Raw genomic sequence first — 21,592 nt, 5'->3', positions numbered from 1 at the left:
CGTCTCCTTCTTTGATAGAGGTGGGCTTTGATAAGGGGTGGGGGCGGCGGGCCGCAGGGGCCCGCCATCTGTTCAGAGCGAGCGGGTCGAGAAATACCAGTCGACGGTATCATACCCTTCGCCTGGCCGGGCCATCGCGGCCTCTGGCGTGGCTGGGGTTGGTACGATGACAGGATCGCCGGTTTTCCAGTTTTCGGGCATCGCGCAACTGTTTTCATCTGCGGTTTGCATGGCGACCAGCAGGCGGTAGATTTCATCCACCGAACGGCCTGCGGTCATCGGGTAATAAACCATCGCACGCAGCACACCTTCGGGATCGATCAAGAACGTTGCCCGCACCGCTGCCGTATCCGAAGCCCCCGGCTGTATCATCCCGTAAGCTTGCGCGACCGCCATATTGAGGTCAGCAATGATCGGGAATTTGATCTCAACGCCGAATTTTTCTTTGATATTGAGCATCCACGCGATTTGGCTGTAATGGCTATCGATCGACAAACCCAAGAGTTCGGTATTGCGGGCATTAAAATCATCTTGCTTCTTCGCAAAGGCGATGAATTCTGTGGTGCATACAGGTGTAAAGTCGGCCGGGTGCGAGAACAGCACCAGCCATTTACCGCGATAGTCTTCAAGCGTTTTGCGGCCATGCGTGGTCGGCGCGTCAAAGGCAGGGGCGGCTTCATTCAGGCGGGCACCGGTGGGTTGGGTTTGGTCAGTCATATCTGCATTCCTTATATCTGCGTTTCGTTGAGACATAGATAGGCGCTGGACTATTATAGGTGAAATTGAATATAACTCTATTGGTAATAGAGGAAATCTATATATGATTACGCTTCGGCAAATGCGCTATCTGACCGCAGTCGCAGACACGTTGAATTTTTCACGCGCAGCCGAGATGTGTTTTGTTACCCAACCCACGCTGAGCGCGGGCATCAAAGAGCTAGAGGACCGGTTAGGCGTGCAGTTGTTTGAACGCACCCGTCACAGCGTCATGCTCACGCAGATTGGCACAGAGATTACCCATCGAGCGCGGCAACTATTGCTAGATGCGACCGAGATCGAAACGCTGGCAAAAGCCCATCGTAACCCATTCGAAGGCGACCTAAGGCTAGGCGCCATTCCGACAATCGGGCCGTACTTGCTGCCACGCGCCCTGCCCGCGATCCGGGAAACCTTTCCCAAGCTGCGCGTTTTCTTGCGCGAAGAAATGACGGAAAGTTTGATTGAGGGGCTCAACGCAGGGCGGTTGGATTTGATCCTAATTGCCTTACCCTTTGAAACTGGCGCGCTTGAGATATTGCCCCTGTTTGAAGATGGGTATCAGTTAGCAACGCCTTCAGGTGCCCCCATCCCCCATGCTGCCAAAGCACTGACGCAAAGCAGCGAGTTGATGTTGCTTGAAAAAGGTCACTGCCTGCAGCGCCATGCACTTGCAGCCTATCCCGGTCAGATTACCACTGCCGAAGACAGTTTTGCCGCAACAAGCCTGACGACTTTGATTGCCATGGTGTCCGAAGGGTTGGGGATCACGCTACTGCCTAATCTTGCGGTCGACGCAGGCGTTGTAAACGGCACGCAAATACAGCTCAGCCCCTTACCAGACGCTTGTCCGCGCCGGGTGGTGCTCGCTTGGCGACCGGGATCGACCAGACAAGAAATGTTTCAGCAGCTCGGAAGATTGCTGATCGGCCAGCATCTAGGCCACTGTTAGCCTTCAGATAGCCTAGCGATTGATTCGGCTTTGCATCGAAAAACCGGGTGCTGGCAATAGAAACCGACCTACCCCCACACAAGAGCGTTGCGTAAGCAGCCGATTTTGATGCGAAATTATGCACAATCTGAACAATTGATAAAAATTATTGTGCAGTCGATGGCCGTACAAACCCGACAACCAGAAGGGCCATCAGCCCATTTTTTGTGCTTTTACTTAAGTTAGCGTCAAATTTTAGTGATTTCGTAAGATTCGGTAAATTTCACCGTCTTCTGCGCGCCTTATGAGTGCCTTAGCGCGAACTTATTTTCGTCCAGTTTTACCTGTTGGTAAAAAATAATGCGGAACCGTCCGCTGAAAAAATCAATCCTAAACGTCGGAGATCGTTGATGAAAGACATTAACAGACGCAAGGCTATGGGCCTTACTGCTGCTGCGGTAAGTTCCACGGTCTTCAGCCCTGCCTACGCGCAATCACTGAACAAACGCAAAATTGCGTTTACGTTACTATTTGCGCCAGGCGGCGACGTTGGGTGGGATTATGAGCACGTGCGCGGGCTTGAACAGGCACGTGCAGCGTATGGGGATCGCGCACAGATCGATGCGTTCCATGAGGTTGCCGAATGGGGCAATGGCGACAAAGAGAAGTTCCAAGAACTTGTCGATGACGGCTACGAGATGATCTTTACGACTTCAGCCGGCTACATGAAGTCGACGATCGAAGTCGCGCAAGCCAACCCGAACGTCATCTTTGAAAGCTGTGCGGGCTACATCCGTGCCGCAAACGTCGCCACCTATAACACACGCTGGTACGAAGGCCGTGCCGTCGAAGGTTTCTTGGCCGCGACAATGTCGAAAACCAACCGTATCGGTTACGTCGGCGCATATCCGATTCCACAGGTGATCCGCGGGATTAACGCCGCCTATCTGGCTGCAAAATCCGTAAACCCTGACATCGTGTTTGACATTTCTTGGCTCAACACTTGGTACAACTATGAACAAGAAGGTGCCGTTGCGCGCCAGATGATCGAAAACGGCGCCGACGTGCTGATGCAGCACACAGTCTCCACCGCTGTGGTCGAAGCCGCGCAAGAAAAAGGTGTCTACAGCTTCGGCCAAGGGTCAGACATGAGCCATTATGCGCCCGACGCTGTTATGACATCGATGATCAACAACTGGGGCCCGTATTACGTGCAAAGGATTGGTGAATTCTTGGATGGCACATGGGAATCCAAGGACACTTGGGGCGGTCTAGGCGAACAGATGGTCGCCATGGCTCCGTTACTCGAAACCCTACCAAGCCGCACGGTGTTGCAAACGCAAGACGTCATTCAGCGCCTCTCTTCAGGTCAAGAACACGCCTACACTGGCCCCGTCCGCTTGCAAGATGGCTCAGGTTGGCTTGCCCCAGGGGAAACCGCAAGCGACAGCCGCTTGCTGACAATGAACTACTACGTGGATGGGATTTCCTCTGTGTATCCCTCAGAAGGTTAAGATATGGTACGTTTATTTCAAAAAAGTATGGCTTCGCATTTGGCGTTGTCAGCGGCCTTATTGGTCGCGACACCGGCACTGGCAGACGTCGTCCTTACAACGACCGACGGCACGATTTCTTTGACCGGAGAACTGCTTGACGTGACTGACGACGCTTATGTTCTGAAAACAGAAACAGGCGAACTACTGATCCGGCGTGAATTTGCAACCTGTGAAGGTGCCGAATGCCCAACTGACGCGAGTGATACAGTCACTGAGACTGACGTCGTTACCTTGACAAGTACCGATGGTGAAATCACGCTGAGCGGCCGTTTGTTAAGCTTTACGAACACCGAATACGTCCTTGAAACCGAAACCGGTAGCCTAACTGTGCGGCGCGAATTCGCGACTTGTGAAGGGGCCGTCTGCCCCGGCACGGCAAGCGACAGTGATCGTTTTGTTGTCACCGTTCCCGGTGCGGATGGTGCAAGCCTCGTTGCTGCGATTGTCGGCGATTACACTGCCGCCAAGGACTTCAACCTGACGCAACAGTTCGGCAGCGACGACGGGCTCCCTGGCCTATTGATCGGTGACGCACGCGGCGCCGAGGTCTCAAGCGTCAACATGCAATCCATGGATACAGCAGGCGCCATCAAGGCGCTGGTCGCAGGCGAAAGCCAATTTGCTGTAACACGTGGCCGGGTAACCCCGGCAGATGTTTCTGCTGCGGTCGGACGTGACGTCGCTGATGTCTCTGAAGTTCTCACTGAAGAGATTATCGGCCTAGACGCGATCAGTTTCGTGGTGAGCCAAGAAAATGGTATCGATGTCATCGATTTCAAATCGATTCAATCGATCATCAACGGCGATATCACGCATTGGTCGCAGCTTGGCGGGTCACCGCAGGCCATTACATTGCACACGCTTGCCAGCAATGAATCACTTGGTGCGCAGCTGAACGCGCGCGGTTTTACCGGGGTCAACGCCATGGGCAATGGCACGATCCACGCTACTGCTGACGCGCTCAACGCGGCGGTCGCAGCGGACCCAACCGGGTTTGGTATTTTGTACCGCTCGCAAGCAGAGGGCGTCAAAGCACTAAACCTTGCAACGGCCTGCAACATCTTTGTTGATAACTCTGACTTTGCAATCCAAACAGAAGAGCACCCGCTGGCACTGCGCTGGTATCACTATGCGCTCGCATCTGGCACGACGTCAGAATTCGCGCGTAACGTCAGCCAGTACATCCCCACAGACGCAGGACAAGAATCGATCGCGTCACGTGGATTGGTCACACAGCAGTTGCAAATCGTTCCGATGCAAGACCAAGGTGCGCGTTTGCTTTCAACTGTGTTGGCGGGTGATGCAGACCGGGCGTCGAACAGCGTGATGCGCAATTATTTCAGCGAAGCATCAAATGCACGTCGCATTTCGACTTCATTGCGGTTCCTTAGTGGCAACGCCACTTTGGACAGCAAAGCTGAAAGCGACATTTCGCGGATCTCTGAGATCGTGCGCTCCAATGAATACGAAGGCTACGAAGTCCTCGTGTTTGGGTTCAGCGACTCTTATGGATCACTCGATGCCAACCTTGCGCTGTCTGAACGCCGTGCGGATGCTGTGAAAGAAGTGCTGCTGTTGGATAACCCCGGCTACCTTGATGCGGAAGCAGTCCGTAGCTATGGAATCGGGCCAATCGCGCCAGTTGGGTGCAACGCGACAGACGAAGGCCGCGAACAAAACCGCCGCGTTGAAATTTGGATCCGCCCGCGCGCGTAACCCCGCATGCGATGGAAATCACAAAGACGCCCGGCGCAGCAATGCGTCGGGCGTCTTTGTGTGCAAACGGCAAAACGGCTATGGCCAGTCTAAAAACAATAGGCTGTGCCAATTTAACCCACTCGCTAACACGCTTCTTTTATTGCTCCTTTACACCCAACCGATTAGAACCAGCCCAAACGTGCGTCATTCTTCGGAATCGGGGCCGTCGGAACGTAGCCAACACGAGGAGAGCCACAATGGCAGATGCAGCCATCCACGGCGATGAACATCACGACGACCGGGGGTTCTTTACCCGGTGGTTTATGTCGACAAATCACAAAGATATCGGGATCTTGTACCTGTTTGTAGCAGGTACGCTCGGGTTTGTATCCGTCTTGTTCACCGTTTATATGCGGCTCGAGCTTATGCACCCAGGTGTGCAATATATGTGTGCTGAAGGCGCTCAGTTCTTTGCCAACAGTGCAGAGACTTGTACGCCAGACGGCGATCTTTGGAACGTGATGATCACCTATCACGGCGTTCTGATGATGTTCTTCGTGGTTATTCCAGCCCTTTTTGGTGGCTTTGGTAACTATTTGATGCCGCTACAAATCGGCGCGCCTGATATGGCATTCCCACGGTTGAACAACCTGTCATTCTGGATGTTTGTTGCCGGTGCATCGCTTGGGATTGCATCTTTGCTTGCCCCAAACGGGAACGACGGATTTGGTGCCGGAACCGGCTGGGTTCTGTATCCGCCACTCTCCACACAACCCGGTGTCGCATTGCCGATGTCTTTGGCCATCTTTGCGGTTCACCTTTCGGGTGCCTCTTCGATCCTTGGCGCGATCAACATGATCACGACATTCCTGAACATGCGCGCGCCGGGCATGACATTACATAAGGTCCCGCTGTTTGCGTGGTCCATCTTTGTCACCGCTTGGCTGATCCTTCTCGCCCTGCCCGTTCTGGCTGGGGCGATCACAATGTTGCTGACTGACATTAACTTTGGCACCACGTTCTTCCAACCAGAAGGCGGCGGCGACCCGATTTTGTACCAGCATATCTTGTGGTTCTTTGGTCACCCCGAAGTGTACATCATCATTATCCCTGGCTTTGGGATCATCAGCCACATCATTGCGACCTTCTCGCGCAAGCCAATCTTTGGCTACCTGCCGATGGTTTATGCGATGGTTGCGATTGGTGTTCTTGGGTTCGTCGTTTGGGCGCACCACATGTACACCGTTGGTATGTCGTTGACGCAGCAATCCTACTTTATGCTGGCAACGATGGTCATCGCGGTGCCCACCGGGGTCAAGATCTTCTCATGGATTGCGACCATGTGGGGCGGTTCGATTGATCTGAAAACACCGATGCTTTGGGCCTTTGGGTTCTTGTTCCTCTTCACCGTTGGTGGGGTGACAGGCATCGTTCTGTCGCAAGCTGGCGTCGACCGCGTTTACCACGACACCTACTATGTTGTGGCGCACTTCCACTACGTGATGTCGCTGGGCGCTGTGTTCTCGATCTTTGCGGGTATCTACTTTTACCTGCCAAAGTTCTCGGGGCGTATGGCACCTGAATGGGCGGGCAAGTTGCACTTCTGGATGATGTTCATCGGTGCGAACATGACCTTCTTTCCACAGCACTTTTTGGGCCGTCAGGGTATGCCACGCCGTTACATCGACTACCCAGACGCCTTTGCAACATGGAACCTTGTATCCAGCTGGGGTGCTTTCTTGTCCTTCGCATCGTTCGTCTTCTTCATCGGCGTCTTGGTCTACACATTGACCAAGGGTAAGCGCGTGACAGAAAACAACCCATGGAACGAATTTGCGGATACGCTGGAATGGACATTGCCATGCCCACCACCAGAGCACACGTTTGAGACCCTTCCAAAGCAGGAAGACTGGGACAAATCTCCAGCGCATTAAGCTGCGGGTAACACCAAACAAAGGCCCCGCAATTTTGTGGGGCCTTTACGTTTTTCAATAGCCTCAATTTCATTTTCCATTCGCCAGGTGCCGCAGATGACGACCCCACATTGTATTTATATCAATCTTGATCGTTCGCCCGCGCGGAACCAGCATATGCAAGACACGTTCTTAGCTCTTGGTATCGCTGCTAGTCGGATAGATGCTGTCGACGGGCAGCACCTATCGGACGCAGAAGTTGCAGCACTCAACCCGCGAAACAAGAAGAACCGCGCCTTAGCCAAGGGCGAGATTGCGTGCTTTCTGAGCCACCACAAAGCTTGGCAAGCTATCGTTGATAGCGATCATACGCATGTTGCAGTTCTTGAAGATGATGTAATACTTGCACCGGAGGCCGCAACTTTGCTTGCTGACCTCAGCTGGGTGCCTAGCAGCGCCGACATCATAAAGATTGATGCTTTGCCAGCAGGCGCAATGCTGTCAGGAACGCAGAAGGTGGGCGACACTTCGTTCGTCCTTAAAAACATCCACACCAAAACTGTTAGCACGGCTGGATACATAATTTCTCGTTCCTGCGCACAAGAGTTTTTGAATGCCCCGTCAGAAATGCGTGTTCCTGTAGATATTGCAATCTTTGATCCAAGCCACAAAACGCTACCCGGCGCTTCGAATATGCAACTCACGCCAGCTATCGCAGTACAACAACGGGCGGCAATCAACAACCCGCACATGCCCCAGGAAGCAGAGCTGTCTACCCTCGAGCACGAACGCAAGGCCGCACGCAAGGCCGCACGCGCTGGTCGTTCCAAACTTCACCCTTTAGGATTGGCTAGGCTTAAGATTGAGCTGGTCCGACTTGCAAAACAGCTTAGCAGGCTCATGGAACGGATGTCGCTGCGGTGGAAGTTTGGCGCTCGATGGCAAGAAGTGAGGTTTATAGACGACGAGCGCCTTAAACACAGGCGATTGCGTTAAGCATTTCTGGGATTCTCGGCGTTTCGGCAAGTGCGCGGCACAAAGAGGCTTTCACGCCACCCGCTAAAAAGTTGATGAAACCTAAGTATATGCGCCTCGTCATCAAGTATCACCTGCGACAAAATAGCCTTGTAAATCTGAATCTCAGGCCTATCGGTTTCGCACCCAGCCCGTATCGACATTAGCTACCATGCCATACGAATGGTCACCCCGCCCCAGCCCCACAGTGCAAAACTGGCGCTTGTCCCTGTGGGCCTATCGTTCACTTTTGCGCAAAGATTTTGTGATCTTTATGGGCGGCACGGCTGCGTTGGTTTTGTTGCCAATGCTTGCGATCATAGGGACCGGCGCGCTTTGGGTAATTTTGCCGTTTGCATCGCTGATGTTCGCAGGGCTATGGGGCGCGCTTTATATCAGCTATCGGCGCGGTGAGGTTTTGGAAGAACTATCGGTTGATTCCACCACGGCGCGCTTGACCCGCTACAATCCTAACGGAGAAATACTGGAATGGCAGGCAAACCGCTATTGGGTCACCGTGCATTTTCATCCCAAAGGCGGACCTGTCGAAAACTATATCACCCTGCGTGGCGGCGACCGCGAGGTAGAGTTGGGCGCGTTCCTTGATGTTGCGGAACGCGCAGCCCTTTATGATGCGTTGCAGCGCGCGTTTCGGTAGCGCCGTTAGCCAAGCCGGGCTTTCACCGCAGGTCCGGCTTTGCCAAAATCCATCCGGCCCGTGTATTTTCCCTTAAGCACGGCCATGACCTTGCCCATATCGCGAATACTTTCGGCGCCCGCTTCTTTGATCGCAGCGTCAACCGCATCCAAGGCTTCTTCTTCGGATAGTTGACGCGGAAGAAAGTCTTCTATCACTTTGATTTCAGACAATTCTTTTTCCGCCAGCTCAAGCCGACCACCTTCTTCATAGGCGCGCGCGCTTTCTTGGCGTTGCTTAACCATCCGTCCTAGAATACCCAGAATATCGTCGTCGCTCACGCCGCCTTCTTCGTTGTCGGTGCCCCGCAACGCGATGTCTTTATCCTTGATGGCTGCATTGATAAGCCGCAATGTCGATAGGCGGTCAACCTCTTTCGACTTCATTGCTTCCTTAAGGGCCGTACCGACCCGGTCGCGCATGTTCATGAGTTTTCCCGATCACGAAGCTGTAAAAACGAAAGCCCACCTTACCGTGCCTGTTAGCGCATGACAAGACAGTGTGATCTGACGTCACCCCTTATTTCAAAGGCTGCGATACAGCCTTGACCCGGCTCGCTAGCCCTCGTAAACCCGGCCCAATTTGACTGATCGGAGACATGGGATGACGCAGAAACCAACAGCCTGCTTGGCGCTCGCGGATGGCACGATCTTTTACGGGGTTGGATTTGGGGCCGCCGGCGAAACAATCGCCGAGCTTTGCTTTAACACTGCCATGACGGGCTATCAGGAAATCATGACCGACCCGTCCTACGCGGGGCAAGTCGTCACCTTTACATTCCCGCATATCGGTAACACTGGTGTCACCCCTGAAGATGATGAACACGCGGACCCCATTGCCCAAGGCATGATCGTAAAATGGGACCCGACAGAACCTTCGAACTGGCGGATGACCCAAGATTTGACGACGTGGCTATCGAGCCGCAACCGGATCGGTATGGGTGGCGTCGATACGCGGCGCTTGACACGGGCGATCCGCCAGCAAGGCGCGCCACATGTCGCCCTTGCCTATGATCCCGAAGGCAACTTTGACATCGCCGCCTTGGTCCAAAAGGCCCGTGATTTCGCAGGTCTCGAAGGGCGCGATCTGGCAAAGGACGTAACCTGCGCGCAATCTTACAGCTGGAATGAAACACGCTGGGCTTGGCCTGATGGGTTTGGCACACAAGAAGCCCCCCGTCACAAGGTTGTCGCCGTCGATTTCGGGGCAAAGCGCAATATCCTGCGCTGCCTTGCAAGTGCCGGCTGCGATGTGACCGTTTTGCCCGCGACAGCCACGGCTGAAGACGTGCTTGCCCTGAACCCCGATGGTGTCTTTTTGTCCAACGGCCCCGGCGATCCGGCCGCGACAGGTTCCTATGCTGTCCCAATGATCAAAGGTGTCTTGGATGCAGATATCCCCGTTTTCGGGATCTGCTTGGGCCACCAAATGCTGGCGCTGGCACTGGGTGCAAAGACGATCAAAATGAACCACGGCCATCACGGCGCCAACCACCCGGTCAAAGACAAAGAAACCGGCAAGGTTGAAATCACCTCTATGAACCATGGGTTTACAGTTGATGCACAGACCTTGCCTGCTGGCGTGGCTGAAACGCATGTCTCGCTCTTTGATGGCAGCAACTGCGGCATCAAAGTGACTGGGCGCCCTGTATTCAGCGTGCAATACCACCCCGAAGCAAGCCCTGGCCCGCAAGATAGCTACTACCTATTTGAGCGCTTCGCTGCTGCGATGGACGCCTAAGCCACCGCGCTCCTCTTAACGACCCATTAACCATCCGCCTGCATGATCGCTTTGGACAATGACCAAAGTAAGATCATGCAGCAACAAACGCGACACTCACCCGACTTAAGCACGAAAACCCGAAATTTTTTGTGCCAGGAGCTTATCTATCGTGGCCATGTCTCGGCGGATATGGCTGATCGCGCGCAAATTATGGCGCAGCAGCGCGGAATGGCCCTCGCCGATGTTTTCAACCGTGGATTTGGTGTGTCGCAATATGCCGTCGCACAGGCCCAGGCCACGGAACGCGGTGCGCAATATATCAACCCGTTCACGGACGCGCCCGACCTATCGTTGATTGCGCTATTTGGTGTTGAGAAATGTCTGCAGATGGGGGTGCTGCCGTGGCGCAGCATTGGCGGTGAAACCGTGGTTTTGACCGCTAGACCCGAAACCTTTCATCAAGACCAAGCCTTGCTGCACAACCATTTCGGGCGCGTTCGCATGGCGATCACCACCGAAGAGCATTTGAACCGCGCGCTTAGCCAACTTTGTGAAGAAACCCTTGTTGCGCGCGCGGAAACCAAAACGATTGATAGCGAAAGCTGTCGTAATTGGGCGCCCCGGCGCGCACTTGCAGTAGGGGCGGTTTTCGGCATTTGCGCATTGGCCTGCGCCGTCTTTAAACCAATTCTCCTTGTGGCGCTGCTGACCGCTTGGGCCGTCATCACACTTTTCTTAACCACGGCGCTCAAACTGGTGGCCGCAGTGATTGGCTGGCGCGAAGCCACAGCCCCAGCCAATAGCGTCATCCCAGCGCGGCTGCCCACGATCACTATGCTTGTCCCGCTTTACAATGAAACCGCAATTGCAGAGCATCTGTTGGCGCGTCTTTCGGACTTGGACTATCCACGCGAATTGCTTGATATCTGTCTGGTCCTTGAAGCCGACGACCAAACCACGCGCGCCACATTAGGGCGCACGACCTTGCCACGCGGCATCCGCGCAATTACCGTGCCGACCGGGGGCATAAAGACCAAACCACGCGCATTAAATTACGCGCTCGACTTTGCACGCGGAAACATCATCGGTGTTTGGGACGCCGAAGACGCGCCCGCCCCCGATCAACTGCACAAGGTCGCAAATGCCTTTGCCAATGCGCCCCCCGATGTGGTTTGCCTGCAGGGCAAGCTTGACTATTATAACGCATCCGCAAATTGGCTAACCCGCTGTTTTACGATAGAATATGCAAGTTGGTTTCGGGTGATCCTGCCCGGTCTACAGCGTCTTGGGCTTGCCTTGCCCTTGGGCGGAACAACGTTGTTTTTCAAGCGTGACGCCCTGCATGCGCTTGGCGGTTGGGACGCGCACAATGTCACAGAGGACGCCGACCTTGGGATCAGGCTTGCCCGGCACGGATACCGTACACGCCTGATCGACACCGTCACCGAAGAAGAAGCAAATGGACGCGCATGGCCTTGGGTCAAACAACGCTCACGCTGGCTCAAAGGCTATGCGATCACCTATCTCGTGCATATGCGTGATCCTCTGCGGCTTTGGCGGAATCTCGGGGCATGGCGATTTTTTGGAGTGCAGCTCTTGTTTCTGGGCACCCTCTCGCAATTTATGCTCGCGCCACTCTTGTGGACCTTCTGGCTGCCAGCGTTGGGCTTTGGCCACCCTCTCTCGTCCGTTCTGCCATCATGGGCATTTTGGACACTTGCAGGGCTGTTCTTTTCGTCCGAGGTGATCGGTTGGCTCGTTGCTTATGTCGCACTACACAAAGCAGAAAAGCGCTGGCTGTTCAAATGGGCGTTTAGCCTGACGCTCTATTTCCCGCTTGGGGCGCTTGCCGCGTATAAGGGCATATTTGAACTGCTAACCAAGCCGTTCTATTGGGATAAGACCACGCATGGCGTCTTGCTTCCTAGTAGTTGGCAAACGCCTACTCCGCCGCTTCAACCGCCTTCGCATCCAGCTTTAGGCGGGTAACAAAGGCCTCAGAAATATGATCGCGCAGCGCGCGGTATGCGGCGTCACCATCGCCCGCCTCTATCGCCGCGACGATTTCCGCATGTTCATCAAGTGTTTCCGCGCCGCGCCCTTCGGCCGCAAGTGATGTTGTCGCAAGAAGCGCCATGGAGCGATGCACCAAGTCAAGCTGCCGCACCAAAAACCGGTTATGTGAGGCGAGGTGAATTTGTTTGTGAAACCGCCGGTTGGCGCGGCTCAGCGCAAGCGGGTCACCGACAAGTTTCTTATCGTCTTCTAGCATGTTGCGCAAAACCCGAATTTCTTCAGGGGCCGCATGGCGCGCGGCCAGCCTTGCGGCCAATCCCTCTAGCTCTCCGCGCACCACATAAAGTTCCGACAATTGCGTATGATCAAGCGACGCAACAATCAGCGACCGCCCATCGCGCGCCAGCAAGGATTGGGTTTCAAGCCTTTGTAACGCCTCGCGAATTGGCGTACGCGAGACACCAAACCTTTCGGCCAATTCGCTTTCGACTAAGCGGTCGCCGGGTTTATAGACATGGCTATCAATTGCCTCAAGGATAAGAGCATAAGCATCTTTTTGGGTCGCGCGCGGGTCATGCATGGCGTTGGCCTTTCTTAATTCGCTGACACTACCCCTGCCCGCGCCCTGCAATCAAGCCAAACCGATTGCGCTGCCAAAAACAGGCGCATACTGTCCACGCATGGTAGCGCAGCATTTTGAACATATCGATACGTGGGTTTTTGATCTCGACAACACGTTATATCACCCGTCGGCTGATCTTTTTGGTTTGATGGACCCGCGTTTTGCAGATTACGTCATGCGCGTCACCGGATATGATGCCGACCGCGCCGCGCAATTGGCGATAGACTATTGGCACAGCCACGGATCAACAATGGCCGGATTGATGGAAGAACATGACGTTGATCCGCATCACTTTTTGGCCGATGTCCACGACATAGATATTTCGCATCTGACGCCTGACCCAGAGCTGGCCGAAACGATTGGCACCCTACCCGGTCGCAAAATTGTCTACACCAATGGCTCAAATAACCACGCCGCGCGGGTTCTTAGGGCGCGCGGGCTGACACATGCGTTTGACGCTGTCTTTGGCATAGAAGAGGCTGCTCTTACCCCCAAACCTCATGCGCAAAGCTTTGCCACCGTATTCGCACGCGCAGATGTGATACCGACCACAGCAGCCATGTTCGAGGACGAAGCGCGCAATCTTGTGGTCCCCCATGAATTGGGAATGCGCACCGTGCATGTACACGAAGACCCGCTGGATGCCACACATGTTCATCATGGCACCGATGATCTGAGGGCTTTCTTGTCGCAGGTGACGCGCTAGCCCTTTTCGTGCAGGGCGCATAGGCCTATGTCTAGCTTATGAAACGCAAATCAACCGATATATTCATCGCTGGCGGCGGGGTCGCCGGTCTGACCGCCGCAGCCGCCTTTGGCACGGCCGGATTTAACGTCACGATTGTGGATCCGACGCCCCCGGTGACGGTTGAAGACGCGCGCGGTGCAGACCTGCGCACCACCGCATTCTTGCAGCCAGCGCAGCAGTTTCTACAGAACGCCGGTCTGTGGGAACGGCTCGCTGAATATGCAGCCCCCTTACAAATCATGCGCATCGTGGATGCCGCTGCGGAGCCGCATATCACCCGCGATTTTGATGCCTCCGATATTTCAGACAAACCATTTGGCTGGAACCTGCCCAACTGGCTGCTGCGCCGTGAAATGGTCGCGCGGCTTGATGCGCTGCCCAATGTTGATTTCCGGCCCGGTACCGGGTTCAAATCCATGCTGGCGCGGGATCATTCGGCCATCGTTACCCTCTCAGACGACGGCCAATTGGATGCGCGTCTTGTGATCGGCGCGGATGGACGCAATTCTGTGGTTCGTCTCGCCGCTGGCATTTCTACCCGCGTAAAACGCTATGGCCAAAAGGCCGTGACATTCGCCGTCACCCATGACGAGCCCCACAACAATATATCCACCGAAGTTCACCGCGCGGGTGGCCCGTTCACCTTGGTGCCGCTGCCTGATCACGATGGCAAACCCTGTTCCGCCGTGGTCTGGATGGAAAGCGGGCCAGAGGCATTGCGGCTAAGCCAATTGGACGTCCCCGCATTTGAAGCGGCTGCCAACGACCGATCGGCCGGGATCAATGGCGCGCTAACGCTTGCATCGCCGCGCAGCGTTTGGCCCATTATCAGCCAGATCACCGATGAAATCACCGGCCCGCGGATGGCGTTAGTTGCCGAAGCGGCCCATGTCATGCCACCAATCGGCGCGCAGGGGTTGAATATGTCACTGCGCGATATGGCGTGCTTGCTTGATCTTGCGCTGGCGGCACCTGACACATTGGGTGACCGGACGATGCTAGACAGCTACGCACGCGCCCGGCACAGTGATATTAAGCTACGGATCGCGGGGATTGATGCGCTTAACCGTGCGTCAATTGCGGGCGGCGCGCTCACGCAGGACTTGCGCGCACAGGGGATAAAGATGCTTTATGGGCTTTCGCCCGTCCGGCGCAAACTGATGGAGATGGGGCTCGGCGTCGGCGGTTAAAGCGGGCCGGGCAGCCGTTCTTCCGACAAAAGCACATTTGCTTCGACATTGCCCACACCGGGCAAGGTCATCACACGACGCCGTAAAACCCGTTCAAAATCGGCCAGATCACGGGCAACCACGCGCAGGCGGTAATCATAAAGCCCCAAAACATGTTCGACCAACTGCACCTCAGGGATCGCTGACACCGCCCTTTCAAAATCCTCAAGGCTGATACGCCCCTTTGTTGCCAGTTTAACGCCCAAGAACACAGTCACCCCAAAGCCAACTTTTTCCGCATCCAGCATCAATTGTCGCCCGGCGATCACCCCCGCATCCTGTAACCTACGCAACCTGCGCCACGTCGCCGGTTGGCTAAGCCCAAGCTTTTGACCAAGCTGCGTCGTCGATTGATCCGCGTTCAAAGCTACCGCGCGTAACAGCGCATGATCGATATCATCCAAATTCATAGCGGCAGGCTTTCATCATGTTTGACTTGAGCAACCGTCATCAGGGCCTCAATATCCGCGATATGCGGCAGGGTCAGAATTTCATCGCGATAGACACGCTGATAATCGGGCAAGTCACGGGCGATCAGTGATAGCCGCACATCGACACGCCCCAAAAACGTTTGCATTTCAATCACGGCCCGCACATTGCGCGCGGCGGCCATAAATTCATCAAACGCGCGCGGCACGGTTTTGTCCAAGGTCACGCGCAGGCTCACCTCAATTGTATAGCCCAAAACGCGCCAATCGATGATCGCACGCTGCCCTAATAACACGCCATCTTGACGTAACCGATCTAACCTGCGCGTCACCCGCGCAGGCGTCAGTCCCGCAAGTGCGGCAAGGTCGGGAAAAGGCTGCGTCGGGTCACTTTGCAAAAGGCGCAAAATACGGCGATCAATATCATCAAGCATAAAAATCTATATAAACCGAATTATGACGCATAACAATTTTATTCTTTCCGCAAATACCCCAATATCAACACTCGCAATTCACAGGGACGCCAGTCATAAACCGCACAGGACTAAACTCATAAAGGATGCGGATATGCGCGTTTATTACGATCGCGATTGCGATGTTAACCTGATCAAAGACAAAAAAGTCGCTATTCTTGGCTATGGCTCACAAGGTCACGCGCATGCGCTGAATCTGCGTGATTCCGGCGCGAAGAACCTTGTTGTGGCGCTGCGCGAAGGGTCCCCTTCACAAGCCAAAGCCGAAGGCGAAGGCCTCAAAGTTATGGGCATTGCCGAAGCCGCAGCTTGGTGTGATGTGATCATGTTCACAATGCCCGACGAATTACAGGCTGAAACCTACAAAAAATACGTCCACGACAACATTAAGCCGGGTTCCGCAATCGCGTTCGCCCACGGCCTGAACGTGCACTTTGGTCTGATTGAGCCAAAAGAAGGCATCGACGTGATCATGATGGCGCCAAAAGGCCCAGGTCACACAGTACGCGGCGAATACACCAAAGGCGGCGGCGTGCCCTGCCTGATCGCGGTTGACACCGATGCGTCTGGCAAAGCCCAAGAAATTGGCTTGTCCTATTGTTCCGCAATCGGTGGCGGTCGCTCTGGCATCATCGAGACAAACTTCCGTCAGGAATGTGAAACTGACCTGTTCGGCGAACAAGCTGTTTTGTGTGGCGGTATCGTTGAACTGATCCGCATGGGCTTTGAAACCCTTGTTGAGGCGGGTTACGAGCCTGAGATGGCTTACTTTGAGTGCCTGCACGAAACCAAGCTGATCGTTGACCTGATCTATGAAGGCGGCATCGCGAACATGGATTATTCCATCTCGAACACCGCGGAATACGGTCAATACGTCACCGGCCCGCGCATCCTGCCATATGAAGCAACAAAGAAAGCGATGAAAGAATCGCTTGCTGACATTCAGTCCGGTAAATTTGTGCGTGACTTTATGCTTGAAAACGCAGTTGGCCAGCCAACAATCAAAGCGTCCCGTCGTGCAAACGACGAACACCAGATCGAACAGGTTGGTGCAAAACTGCGCGCAATGATGCCTTGGATTTCCGAAGGCAAAATGGTCGACAAAGCAAAGAACTAATCTGACTTATGTTAGATGACGAGGGGCTGGCGAAAACGCTGGCCCCTTTTTGCATGATATCACCCGACTGGGAATGCTTTCTCAAAAGCGGTGGTTCCTTGCGCGTTGAATATCAACGCCCGGCTCTGATTGTCGCGTTGAACCCAATGAAGCTCCTCCATCCGCGCGAGCATCGCCCGCCCCAGTGATCCGGCCAAATGTGTGCGACGTTCGCTCCAATCCAGACAGCTTCGGCAGAGCGGTGCACGCATTGCATCCAGCGCGGCAAGGTCCACCCCAAATTCGGTGACAAAGGCGCGTCCAGTATCTGTCAGGACTGGCGCATCGACATCATTCCGTAGAAATACACGTTGCGTCAAACTAGCAAACATTTGAACACCTAGATGGCCCGCTAGGTGATTATAGCACACTCGCGCGCGCCGTAAGGCGATGTCTTTGGGGCCCGTGCGTGTACGCCGCACGTCGCTGGCCAACCCCATCAAGCTTTCGAGCGCCACAGCAACATCACCATGCGCCAAGGCAAAGTATTTGTGCCGCCCTTGTTTGCGCACCTGCAGCAGCCCGCCATCAACCAGCTCGGCCAAATGGCCGCTGGCGGTTTGAGGTGTCACCCCGGCCTCGACGGCCAATTCAGTTGCGGTCAGGGCCACGCCCGTCATCAGCGCGGTCAATATATTTGCGCGGGCGGGATCGCCAATCAGCGTGGCAACGCGGGATATGTCGGGACCTTCTTTCATACTTCGACCGTAACCGAAGCATCTCGGAAAATCCACAGGCTACAACAACGTATCAACACAGGAGATACACATGCTGACCTGCATCATTCGCTACCAAATCGACCCTACTAAAAGGGCACAATTCGAAACCTATTCGCGCAATTGGGGGCAAGCCATTCCACGCCATGGCGCCGACCTTATCGGCTACTACGCCCCACATGAGGGCTCATCAACACTTGCCTACGGCATCTATAATATCCCGTCGCTTGCCGCATATGAGACCTACCGCGCGCGGCTGAGCGCTGACCCGCTTGGGCGCGAAAACTATGAATTTGCTCAAAAAGAAAAGTTCATCCTGCGCGAAGATCGCACTTTTTTACGCTGCGCCTCTCTTCCGCATGGGGTTTCAAAATGATCGCCGTGATATTTGAAGTTACGCCAGCGCAAGGACAAAAGAAGGCCTATTTGGATCATGCGGCAAAGCTGCGCTCGCTTTTGGAAAATATCCCCGGCTTCATTTCGGTGACACGGTTCCAAAGCCTCGCAAGCGCTGACACACTCTTGTCACTGTCGTTTTTTGAAGACGAAGATGCCGTCGCAGCATGGCGCAACAGCAAACCCCATCGCGAAAGCCAATCAGCCGGCCGATCAAGAATTTTCGCAGATTATCGCATCCGGATCGCGACGGTTTCGCGCGACTATAGCTTGCATGATCGGACGCAGGCCCCCACTGATAGCAACCAATTACATCTGTGATCGGACCTAAAAAATGACCACCCAACCCAGCCTTTCGAACTGGCTTTCCATTCTTGCGCTTGGGTTAATCTGGGGCGGGACATTTATGGTCGTGTCGATTGCATTACGCGGCTACGGGCCGCTCACGGTGGCTTGCGCACGGACCACATTGGGGGCGTTTGCGCTCTTGACCCTAATGGCAGCCCTGCGCCGCCCCCTGCCCGATTTTACGCCGATAATGGTGAAATATTTATTGGTGATCGGCTTATTGAACACCGCCATCCCCTTTGCCTTGCTCAGTTGGGGACAGCAATTTGTGCCCTCGGCCTTTGCCGGGATTTCAATGGCTGCGTTGCCACTGTTTGTGCTGCCGCTGTCGCATCTTTTCACCGACGAAAAGATGGATATGCGCAATAGCCTTGGGGTGCTGTTAGGTTTTATAGGGGCCGCGATTCTGATTGGGCCCGGGATCTTGCGAATTGGCACAGGGATGGAACCATTGGGGCAAATTGCCTGTCTTCTTGCGGCGCTTTCATATGCAGTTTCAAGCATCATGACCCGCCGCTGCCCGCCGATCGACCCAATCACCATGGCCGCGCTATTGCTAGCTGTCGGCGCTTGCGCACTGATCCCTGCAATGCTGTTAGTCGAAGGGGTACCGCACGCGACCGACACAACAACCACGCTCGCGATTGTATTTTTGGGCGTCGTGCCGACCGCTCTTGCCGCGCTGATCCGCGTCACCGTGATCCGGTCAGCGGGCAGCATATTCTTGACGCTGGTAAACTACCAAGTCCCCGTCTGGTCAATGATTTTTGGCGCGCTGATCCTAAGCGAAGCCCTGCCATGGCGGTTTTTCGCAGCGCTTGGGTTAATCATGTGCGGGCTTATCGTCAGCCAATGGAAAGGCCTTAAGAAACTCTTACCCGGATAGAAAGTTTAGCAACAATGCGTCATACTAAGGCCCCATTTTGCCCTGCAATTGGCATTCAAGAAACAATCGGAGCCAATTATGCGATCTTTATTCACAGGCCTTATGGCCGCATTTCTTTTAACTTCATTCGCCACACAAGCCGAGGCCCGGCGCGGCGGCGGTTACTCCACAGCCCAAGAGCTATTGTTTGTTGCGCCAACCGAATTAGGCACCCCAGATAAACCACTCGCGCTGTGTCACTTGGTGGAAACCAATTCCGTGATTTTCGTCAATTTTTGGCGCTCGATGCAGGGCTATGCAATCGCTGAAAACGGCTGTCAGACCGATAGCTATTATGATTTTGACGCCGAAGGACTTAAACTTGCCCAAGCGGCAGGCGTGATCGATACGGATATCCCATCGGTGCCAAAACTATCGCTTGCAGAAATCGCCGGCGGCTTTTGGGGTTTTGGCGCGATTGGCCTGCTATTGATCTTTGCCGCACTCAAGGCAGCGAAAGCAGCCGCGCGCAAGAAACAGCGATTGGCGTTGATGGCAAATGGATCGCGGGGGGCAAAAGCCATTTTGGACGCGATGTGCCATGCCGCAAAAGCTGATGGGCGCGTTGATCCATCAGAGATCGCAACGATCAAATCCGTCGCAGAGCAAATGACCGGCGAAGTGTTTTCTGAAGACACTGTAAAACAAATGACCGACCTTGCGAACACAGGCCTGAACGATGCGGGTTATAGCGCCTTAATCAAAGGATGCAGCAAAGAAGAGCAGCTTGATATGATGCGCGGCGTTCTTCTTGTTGTTGCGGCAGACGGACACTTTGCAGGTAAAGAAAAGGAATTTGTCGGCGGGCTCGCCAAGGCAATGAAAATGGGACCGGATATCATCACCAGCCTACTGGCCGAAATCACGGCACCGAAAACCTAGTAGATCAAAAGCGTGGCGGCCTAGATGGCCGCCGCGACCTCAGCCACGATGCCATCGACGGTTTGCGCGAGCAACGCATCGTCTTCGCATTCTGCCATCACACGGATCAGCGGTTCGGTCCCTGATTTACGGATCAGCAGACGCCCTTTACCAACCAGCGATGCTTCGGCCGCTTTAATCGCATCCTGCACGGCTTGCACCGCAAGCGGGTCTTGCCCCGCCGTGTAGCGCACGTTTTTGAGCATCTGCGGGACGGTCTCAAAGCTCTTGCTCAACTCGCTCGCCTTCTTGCCGGTCTCGATCATCGCGGCAAGGAATTGCAGCCCCGCAAGCAGCCCATCCCCCGTCGTCGCAAAATCGGTCATCACGATGTGACCCGATTGCTCTCCGCCTAGGTTCCAGCCATTTGCGCGCATCGCTTCGACAACATAACGGTCTCCGACTGAGGTGCGCTCCAGACGCAGACCGCGCCCATCAAGGTACCTTTCCAACCCAAGGTTGGACATCACTGTCGCGACAAGCGTGCCGCCGTTCAACCGCCCCTGATCCGCCCAACGCCCTGCAAGAAGCGCCATGAACTGATCACCATCAGCGACTTGCCCCTTTTCATCGATCATCATCACCCGGTCCGCGTCTCCATCTAGGCAAATCCCGACGTCGGCACCAGTTTCAAGAATCTTGGCCGCCGCCGTTTGCGGGCTGGTAGAGCCACATTTTTCGTTGATGTTCAGCCCATTTGGCGAAACGCCGACAGGGATCACTTCGGCGCCTAGCTCCCAGAGAACTTCGGGCGCAACCCGGTGTGCAGCGCCATTTGCGCAATCAATCACGACCTTCAGCCCATCCAAACGCATCCCATATGGGAAGGTGGATTTGATCCGTTCGGCATAGCGAAACCGCCCATCATCCACACGTTTTGCCCGACCGATATTTTCGGCCTGCGCTGGGGTGATGTCGCTTTCGATCAACGCTTCGATCTCGGTCTCGGCCTCGTCTGACAGCTTAAACCCGTCTGGCCCAAAGAATTTGATCCCATTGTCATGGTGCGGATTATGGCTAGCTGAGATCATGATCCCCACATCTGCGCGCATCGACGTGGTCAACAGCCCAACCGCCGGTGTCGGCACAGGCCCCAGCAACAGCACATTCATGCCCGTACTGGTCAACCCGGCTGTCAGCGCATTTTCAAACATATAGCCAGACAGGCGCGTATCTTTGCCGATCACGACGCGGTGCCCATTGGAGCCGTCATTGCGAAAATAACGCCCGGCGGCGGCCCCAATTTTCAACGCCATATCGGCGGTCATTGGATAGGTGTTTGCTTTGCCGCGCACGCCGTCCGTGCCAAAAAATTTACGTGCCATAT

Annotated in this window: 22 protein-coding genes; 15 read left to right on the top strand and 7 right to left on the bottom strand. The window is 54.8% G+C overall.

Going from position 1 to position 21,592, the window contains the following annotated elements:
* Positions 1-72 precede the first annotated feature (72 nt).
* Positions 73-717, bottom strand: a complete 645-nt coding sequence (locus tag DS901_RS04775) for a peroxiredoxin (RefSeq protein WP_113775769.1) — start codon at positions 715-717, stop codon at positions 73-75.
* 103 nt (positions 718-820) lie between these two features.
* On the opposite strand from DS901_RS04775, the gene DS901_RS04770 reads away from it, so the two are divergent.
* The 6 genes from DS901_RS04770 (at position 821) to DS901_RS04745 (ending at position 8,526) form a co-directional block, all read left to right on the top strand.
* On the top strand, positions 821-1,708 hold the full coding sequence (locus DS901_RS04770) for a hydrogen peroxide-inducible genes activator (RefSeq protein WP_113775768.1): 888 nt from the start codon (positions 821-823) through the stop codon (positions 1,706-1,708).
* Between the two features lie 389 nt (positions 1,709-2,097).
* A complete protein-coding gene (locus DS901_RS04765; RefSeq protein ID WP_113775767.1) occupies positions 2,098-3,201 on the top strand; it encodes a BMP family ABC transporter substrate-binding protein in 1,104 nt (367 codons plus the stop codon).
* Between the two features lie 27 nt (positions 3,202-3,228).
* Entirely contained in the window at positions 3,229-4,959 is a 1,731-nt protein-coding gene (locus tag DS901_RS04760; protein WP_181820761.1) for a phosphate ABC transporter substrate-binding/OmpA family protein, read from the top strand.
* Positions 4,960-5,198: 239 nt separating this feature from the next.
* Positions 5,199-6,875 carry a cytochrome c oxidase subunit I gene (locus DS901_RS04755; RefSeq protein WP_113775765.1) on the top strand — a complete coding sequence of 559 codons (1,677 nt, stop codon included), beginning with the start codon at positions 5,199-5,201 and terminating at the stop codon, positions 6,873-6,875.
* Between the two features lie 96 nt (positions 6,876-6,971).
* On the top strand, positions 6,972-7,850 hold the full coding sequence (locus DS901_RS04750; RefSeq protein ID WP_113775764.1) for a glycosyltransferase family 25 protein: 879 nt from the start codon (positions 6,972-6,974) through the stop codon (positions 7,848-7,850).
* Between the two features lie 190 nt (positions 7,851-8,040).
* Positions 8,041-8,526: a DUF2244 domain-containing protein gene (locus DS901_RS04745; RefSeq protein WP_113775763.1), complete on the top strand. Its 486-nt coding sequence runs from the start codon at positions 8,041-8,043 to the stop codon at positions 8,524-8,526.
* Between the two features lie 5 nt (positions 8,527-8,531).
* On the opposite strand, the gene DS901_RS04740 is transcribed toward DS901_RS04745, so the two are convergent.
* Entirely contained in the window at positions 8,532-8,993 is a 462-nt protein-coding gene (locus tag DS901_RS04740; protein WP_113775762.1) for a GatB/YqeY domain-containing protein, read from the bottom strand.
* A 175-nt stretch (positions 8,994-9,168) separates the two neighbouring features.
* Here DS901_RS04740 and carA point away from each other — a divergent pair, with 175 nt between their 5' ends.
* Both carA and DS901_RS04730 read left to right on the top strand, forming a co-directional pair.
* Positions 9,169-10,305, top strand: coding sequence for a glutamine-hydrolyzing carbamoyl-phosphate synthase small subunit (carA, locus tag DS901_RS04735; protein ID WP_113775761.1), 1,137 nt, complete (start codon positions 9,169-9,171; stop codon positions 10,303-10,305).
* A gap of 171 nt (positions 10,306-10,476) precedes the next feature.
* Positions 10,477-12,276 carry a glycosyltransferase family 2 protein gene (locus DS901_RS04730; protein WP_258546647.1) on the top strand — a complete coding sequence of 600 codons (1,800 nt, stop codon included), beginning with the start codon at positions 10,477-10,479 and terminating at the stop codon, positions 12,274-12,276.
* On the opposite strand, the gene DS901_RS04725 is transcribed toward DS901_RS04730, so the two are convergent.
* A complete protein-coding gene (locus tag DS901_RS04725; RefSeq protein WP_113775760.1) occupies positions 12,230-12,883 on the bottom strand; it encodes a GntR family transcriptional regulator in 654 nt (217 codons plus the stop codon). The two genes, DS901_RS04730 and DS901_RS04725, sit on opposite strands and share 47 nt — an antisense overlap.
* A 100-nt stretch (positions 12,884-12,983) precedes the next feature.
* Here DS901_RS04725 and DS901_RS04720 point away from each other — a divergent pair, with 100 nt between their 5' ends.
* Positions 12,984-13,631, top strand: a complete 648-nt coding sequence (locus tag DS901_RS04720) for a pyrimidine 5'-nucleotidase (RefSeq protein WP_113775816.1) — start codon at positions 12,984-12,986, stop codon at positions 13,629-13,631.
* 38 nt (positions 13,632-13,669) lie between these two features.
* Positions 13,670-14,863: a UbiH/UbiF family hydroxylase gene (locus DS901_RS04715; protein WP_113775759.1), complete on the top strand. Its 1,194-nt coding sequence runs from the start codon at positions 13,670-13,672 to the stop codon at positions 14,861-14,863.
* On the opposite strand, the gene DS901_RS04710 is transcribed toward DS901_RS04715, so the two are convergent.
* Together DS901_RS04710 and DS901_RS04705 are read right to left on the bottom strand one after the other, a co-directional pair.
* On the bottom strand, positions 14,860-15,312 hold the full coding sequence (locus tag DS901_RS04710; RefSeq protein WP_113775758.1) for an Lrp/AsnC family transcriptional regulator: 453 nt from the start codon (positions 15,310-15,312) through the stop codon (positions 14,860-14,862). The genes DS901_RS04715 and DS901_RS04710 overlap by 4 nt on opposite strands.
* Positions 15,309-15,764: an Lrp/AsnC family transcriptional regulator gene (locus DS901_RS04705; RefSeq protein WP_113775757.1), complete on the bottom strand. Its 456-nt coding sequence runs from the start codon at positions 15,762-15,764 to the stop codon at positions 15,309-15,311. The genes DS901_RS04710 and DS901_RS04705 overlap by 4 nt, the downstream gene beginning before the upstream one ends.
* A 133-nt stretch (positions 15,765-15,897) precedes the next feature.
* Here DS901_RS04705 and ilvC point away from each other — a divergent pair, with 133 nt between their 5' ends.
* Complete coding sequence (gene ilvC / locus DS901_RS04700) at positions 15,898-16,920, top strand: ketol-acid reductoisomerase (protein WP_113775756.1); 1,023 nt, start codon at positions 15,898-15,900, stop codon at positions 16,918-16,920.
* Positions 16,921-16,979: 59 nt separating this feature from the next.
* On the opposite strand, the gene DS901_RS04695 is transcribed toward ilvC, so the two are convergent.
* Positions 16,980-17,657, bottom strand: a complete 678-nt coding sequence (locus DS901_RS04695; RefSeq protein WP_113775755.1) for an ArsR/SmtB family transcription factor — start codon at positions 17,655-17,657, stop codon at positions 16,980-16,982.
* Positions 17,658-17,727: 70 nt separating this feature from the next.
* On the opposite strand from DS901_RS04695, the gene DS901_RS04690 reads away from it, so the two are divergent.
* The 4 genes from DS901_RS04690 (at position 17,728) to DS901_RS04675 (ending at position 20,226) form a co-directional block, all read left to right on the top strand.
* On the top strand, positions 17,728-18,051 hold the full coding sequence (locus tag DS901_RS04690) for an NIPSNAP family protein (RefSeq protein WP_113775754.1): 324 nt from the start codon (positions 17,728-17,730) through the stop codon (positions 18,049-18,051).
* Complete coding sequence (locus DS901_RS04685) at positions 18,048-18,392, top strand: antibiotic biosynthesis monooxygenase family protein (RefSeq protein ID WP_113775753.1); 345 nt, start codon at positions 18,048-18,050, stop codon at positions 18,390-18,392. The genes DS901_RS04690 and DS901_RS04685 overlap by 4 nt, the downstream gene beginning before the upstream one ends.
* 13 nt (positions 18,393-18,405) lie before the next feature.
* Positions 18,406-19,305 carry a DMT family transporter gene (locus DS901_RS04680; protein WP_113775752.1) on the top strand — a complete coding sequence of 300 codons (900 nt, stop codon included), beginning with the start codon at positions 18,406-18,408 and terminating at the stop codon, positions 19,303-19,305.
* Between the two features lie 78 nt (positions 19,306-19,383).
* Positions 19,384-20,226 carry a DUF533 domain-containing protein gene (locus DS901_RS04675; RefSeq protein WP_113775751.1) on the top strand — a complete coding sequence of 281 codons (843 nt, stop codon included), beginning with the start codon at positions 19,384-19,386 and terminating at the stop codon, positions 20,224-20,226.
* 20 nt (positions 20,227-20,246) lie between these two features.
* Here DS901_RS04675 and glmM read toward each other — a convergent pair whose 3' ends face one another.
* Positions 20,247-21,590, bottom strand: coding sequence for a phosphoglucosamine mutase (gene glmM, locus DS901_RS04670; RefSeq protein ID WP_113775750.1), 1,344 nt, complete (start codon positions 21,588-21,590; stop codon positions 20,247-20,249).
* Positions 21,591-21,592 lie beyond the last annotated feature (2 nt).

Origin of the sequence: Loktanella sp. D2R18, assembly GCF_003318235.1 — a bacterium.
Lineage (GTDB): Bacteria > Pseudomonadota > Alphaproteobacteria > Rhodobacterales > Rhodobacteraceae > Yoonia.
Note: the sequence above shows the minus strand (reverse complement) of the source record. Positions and strands in the feature narration are given on the sequence as shown.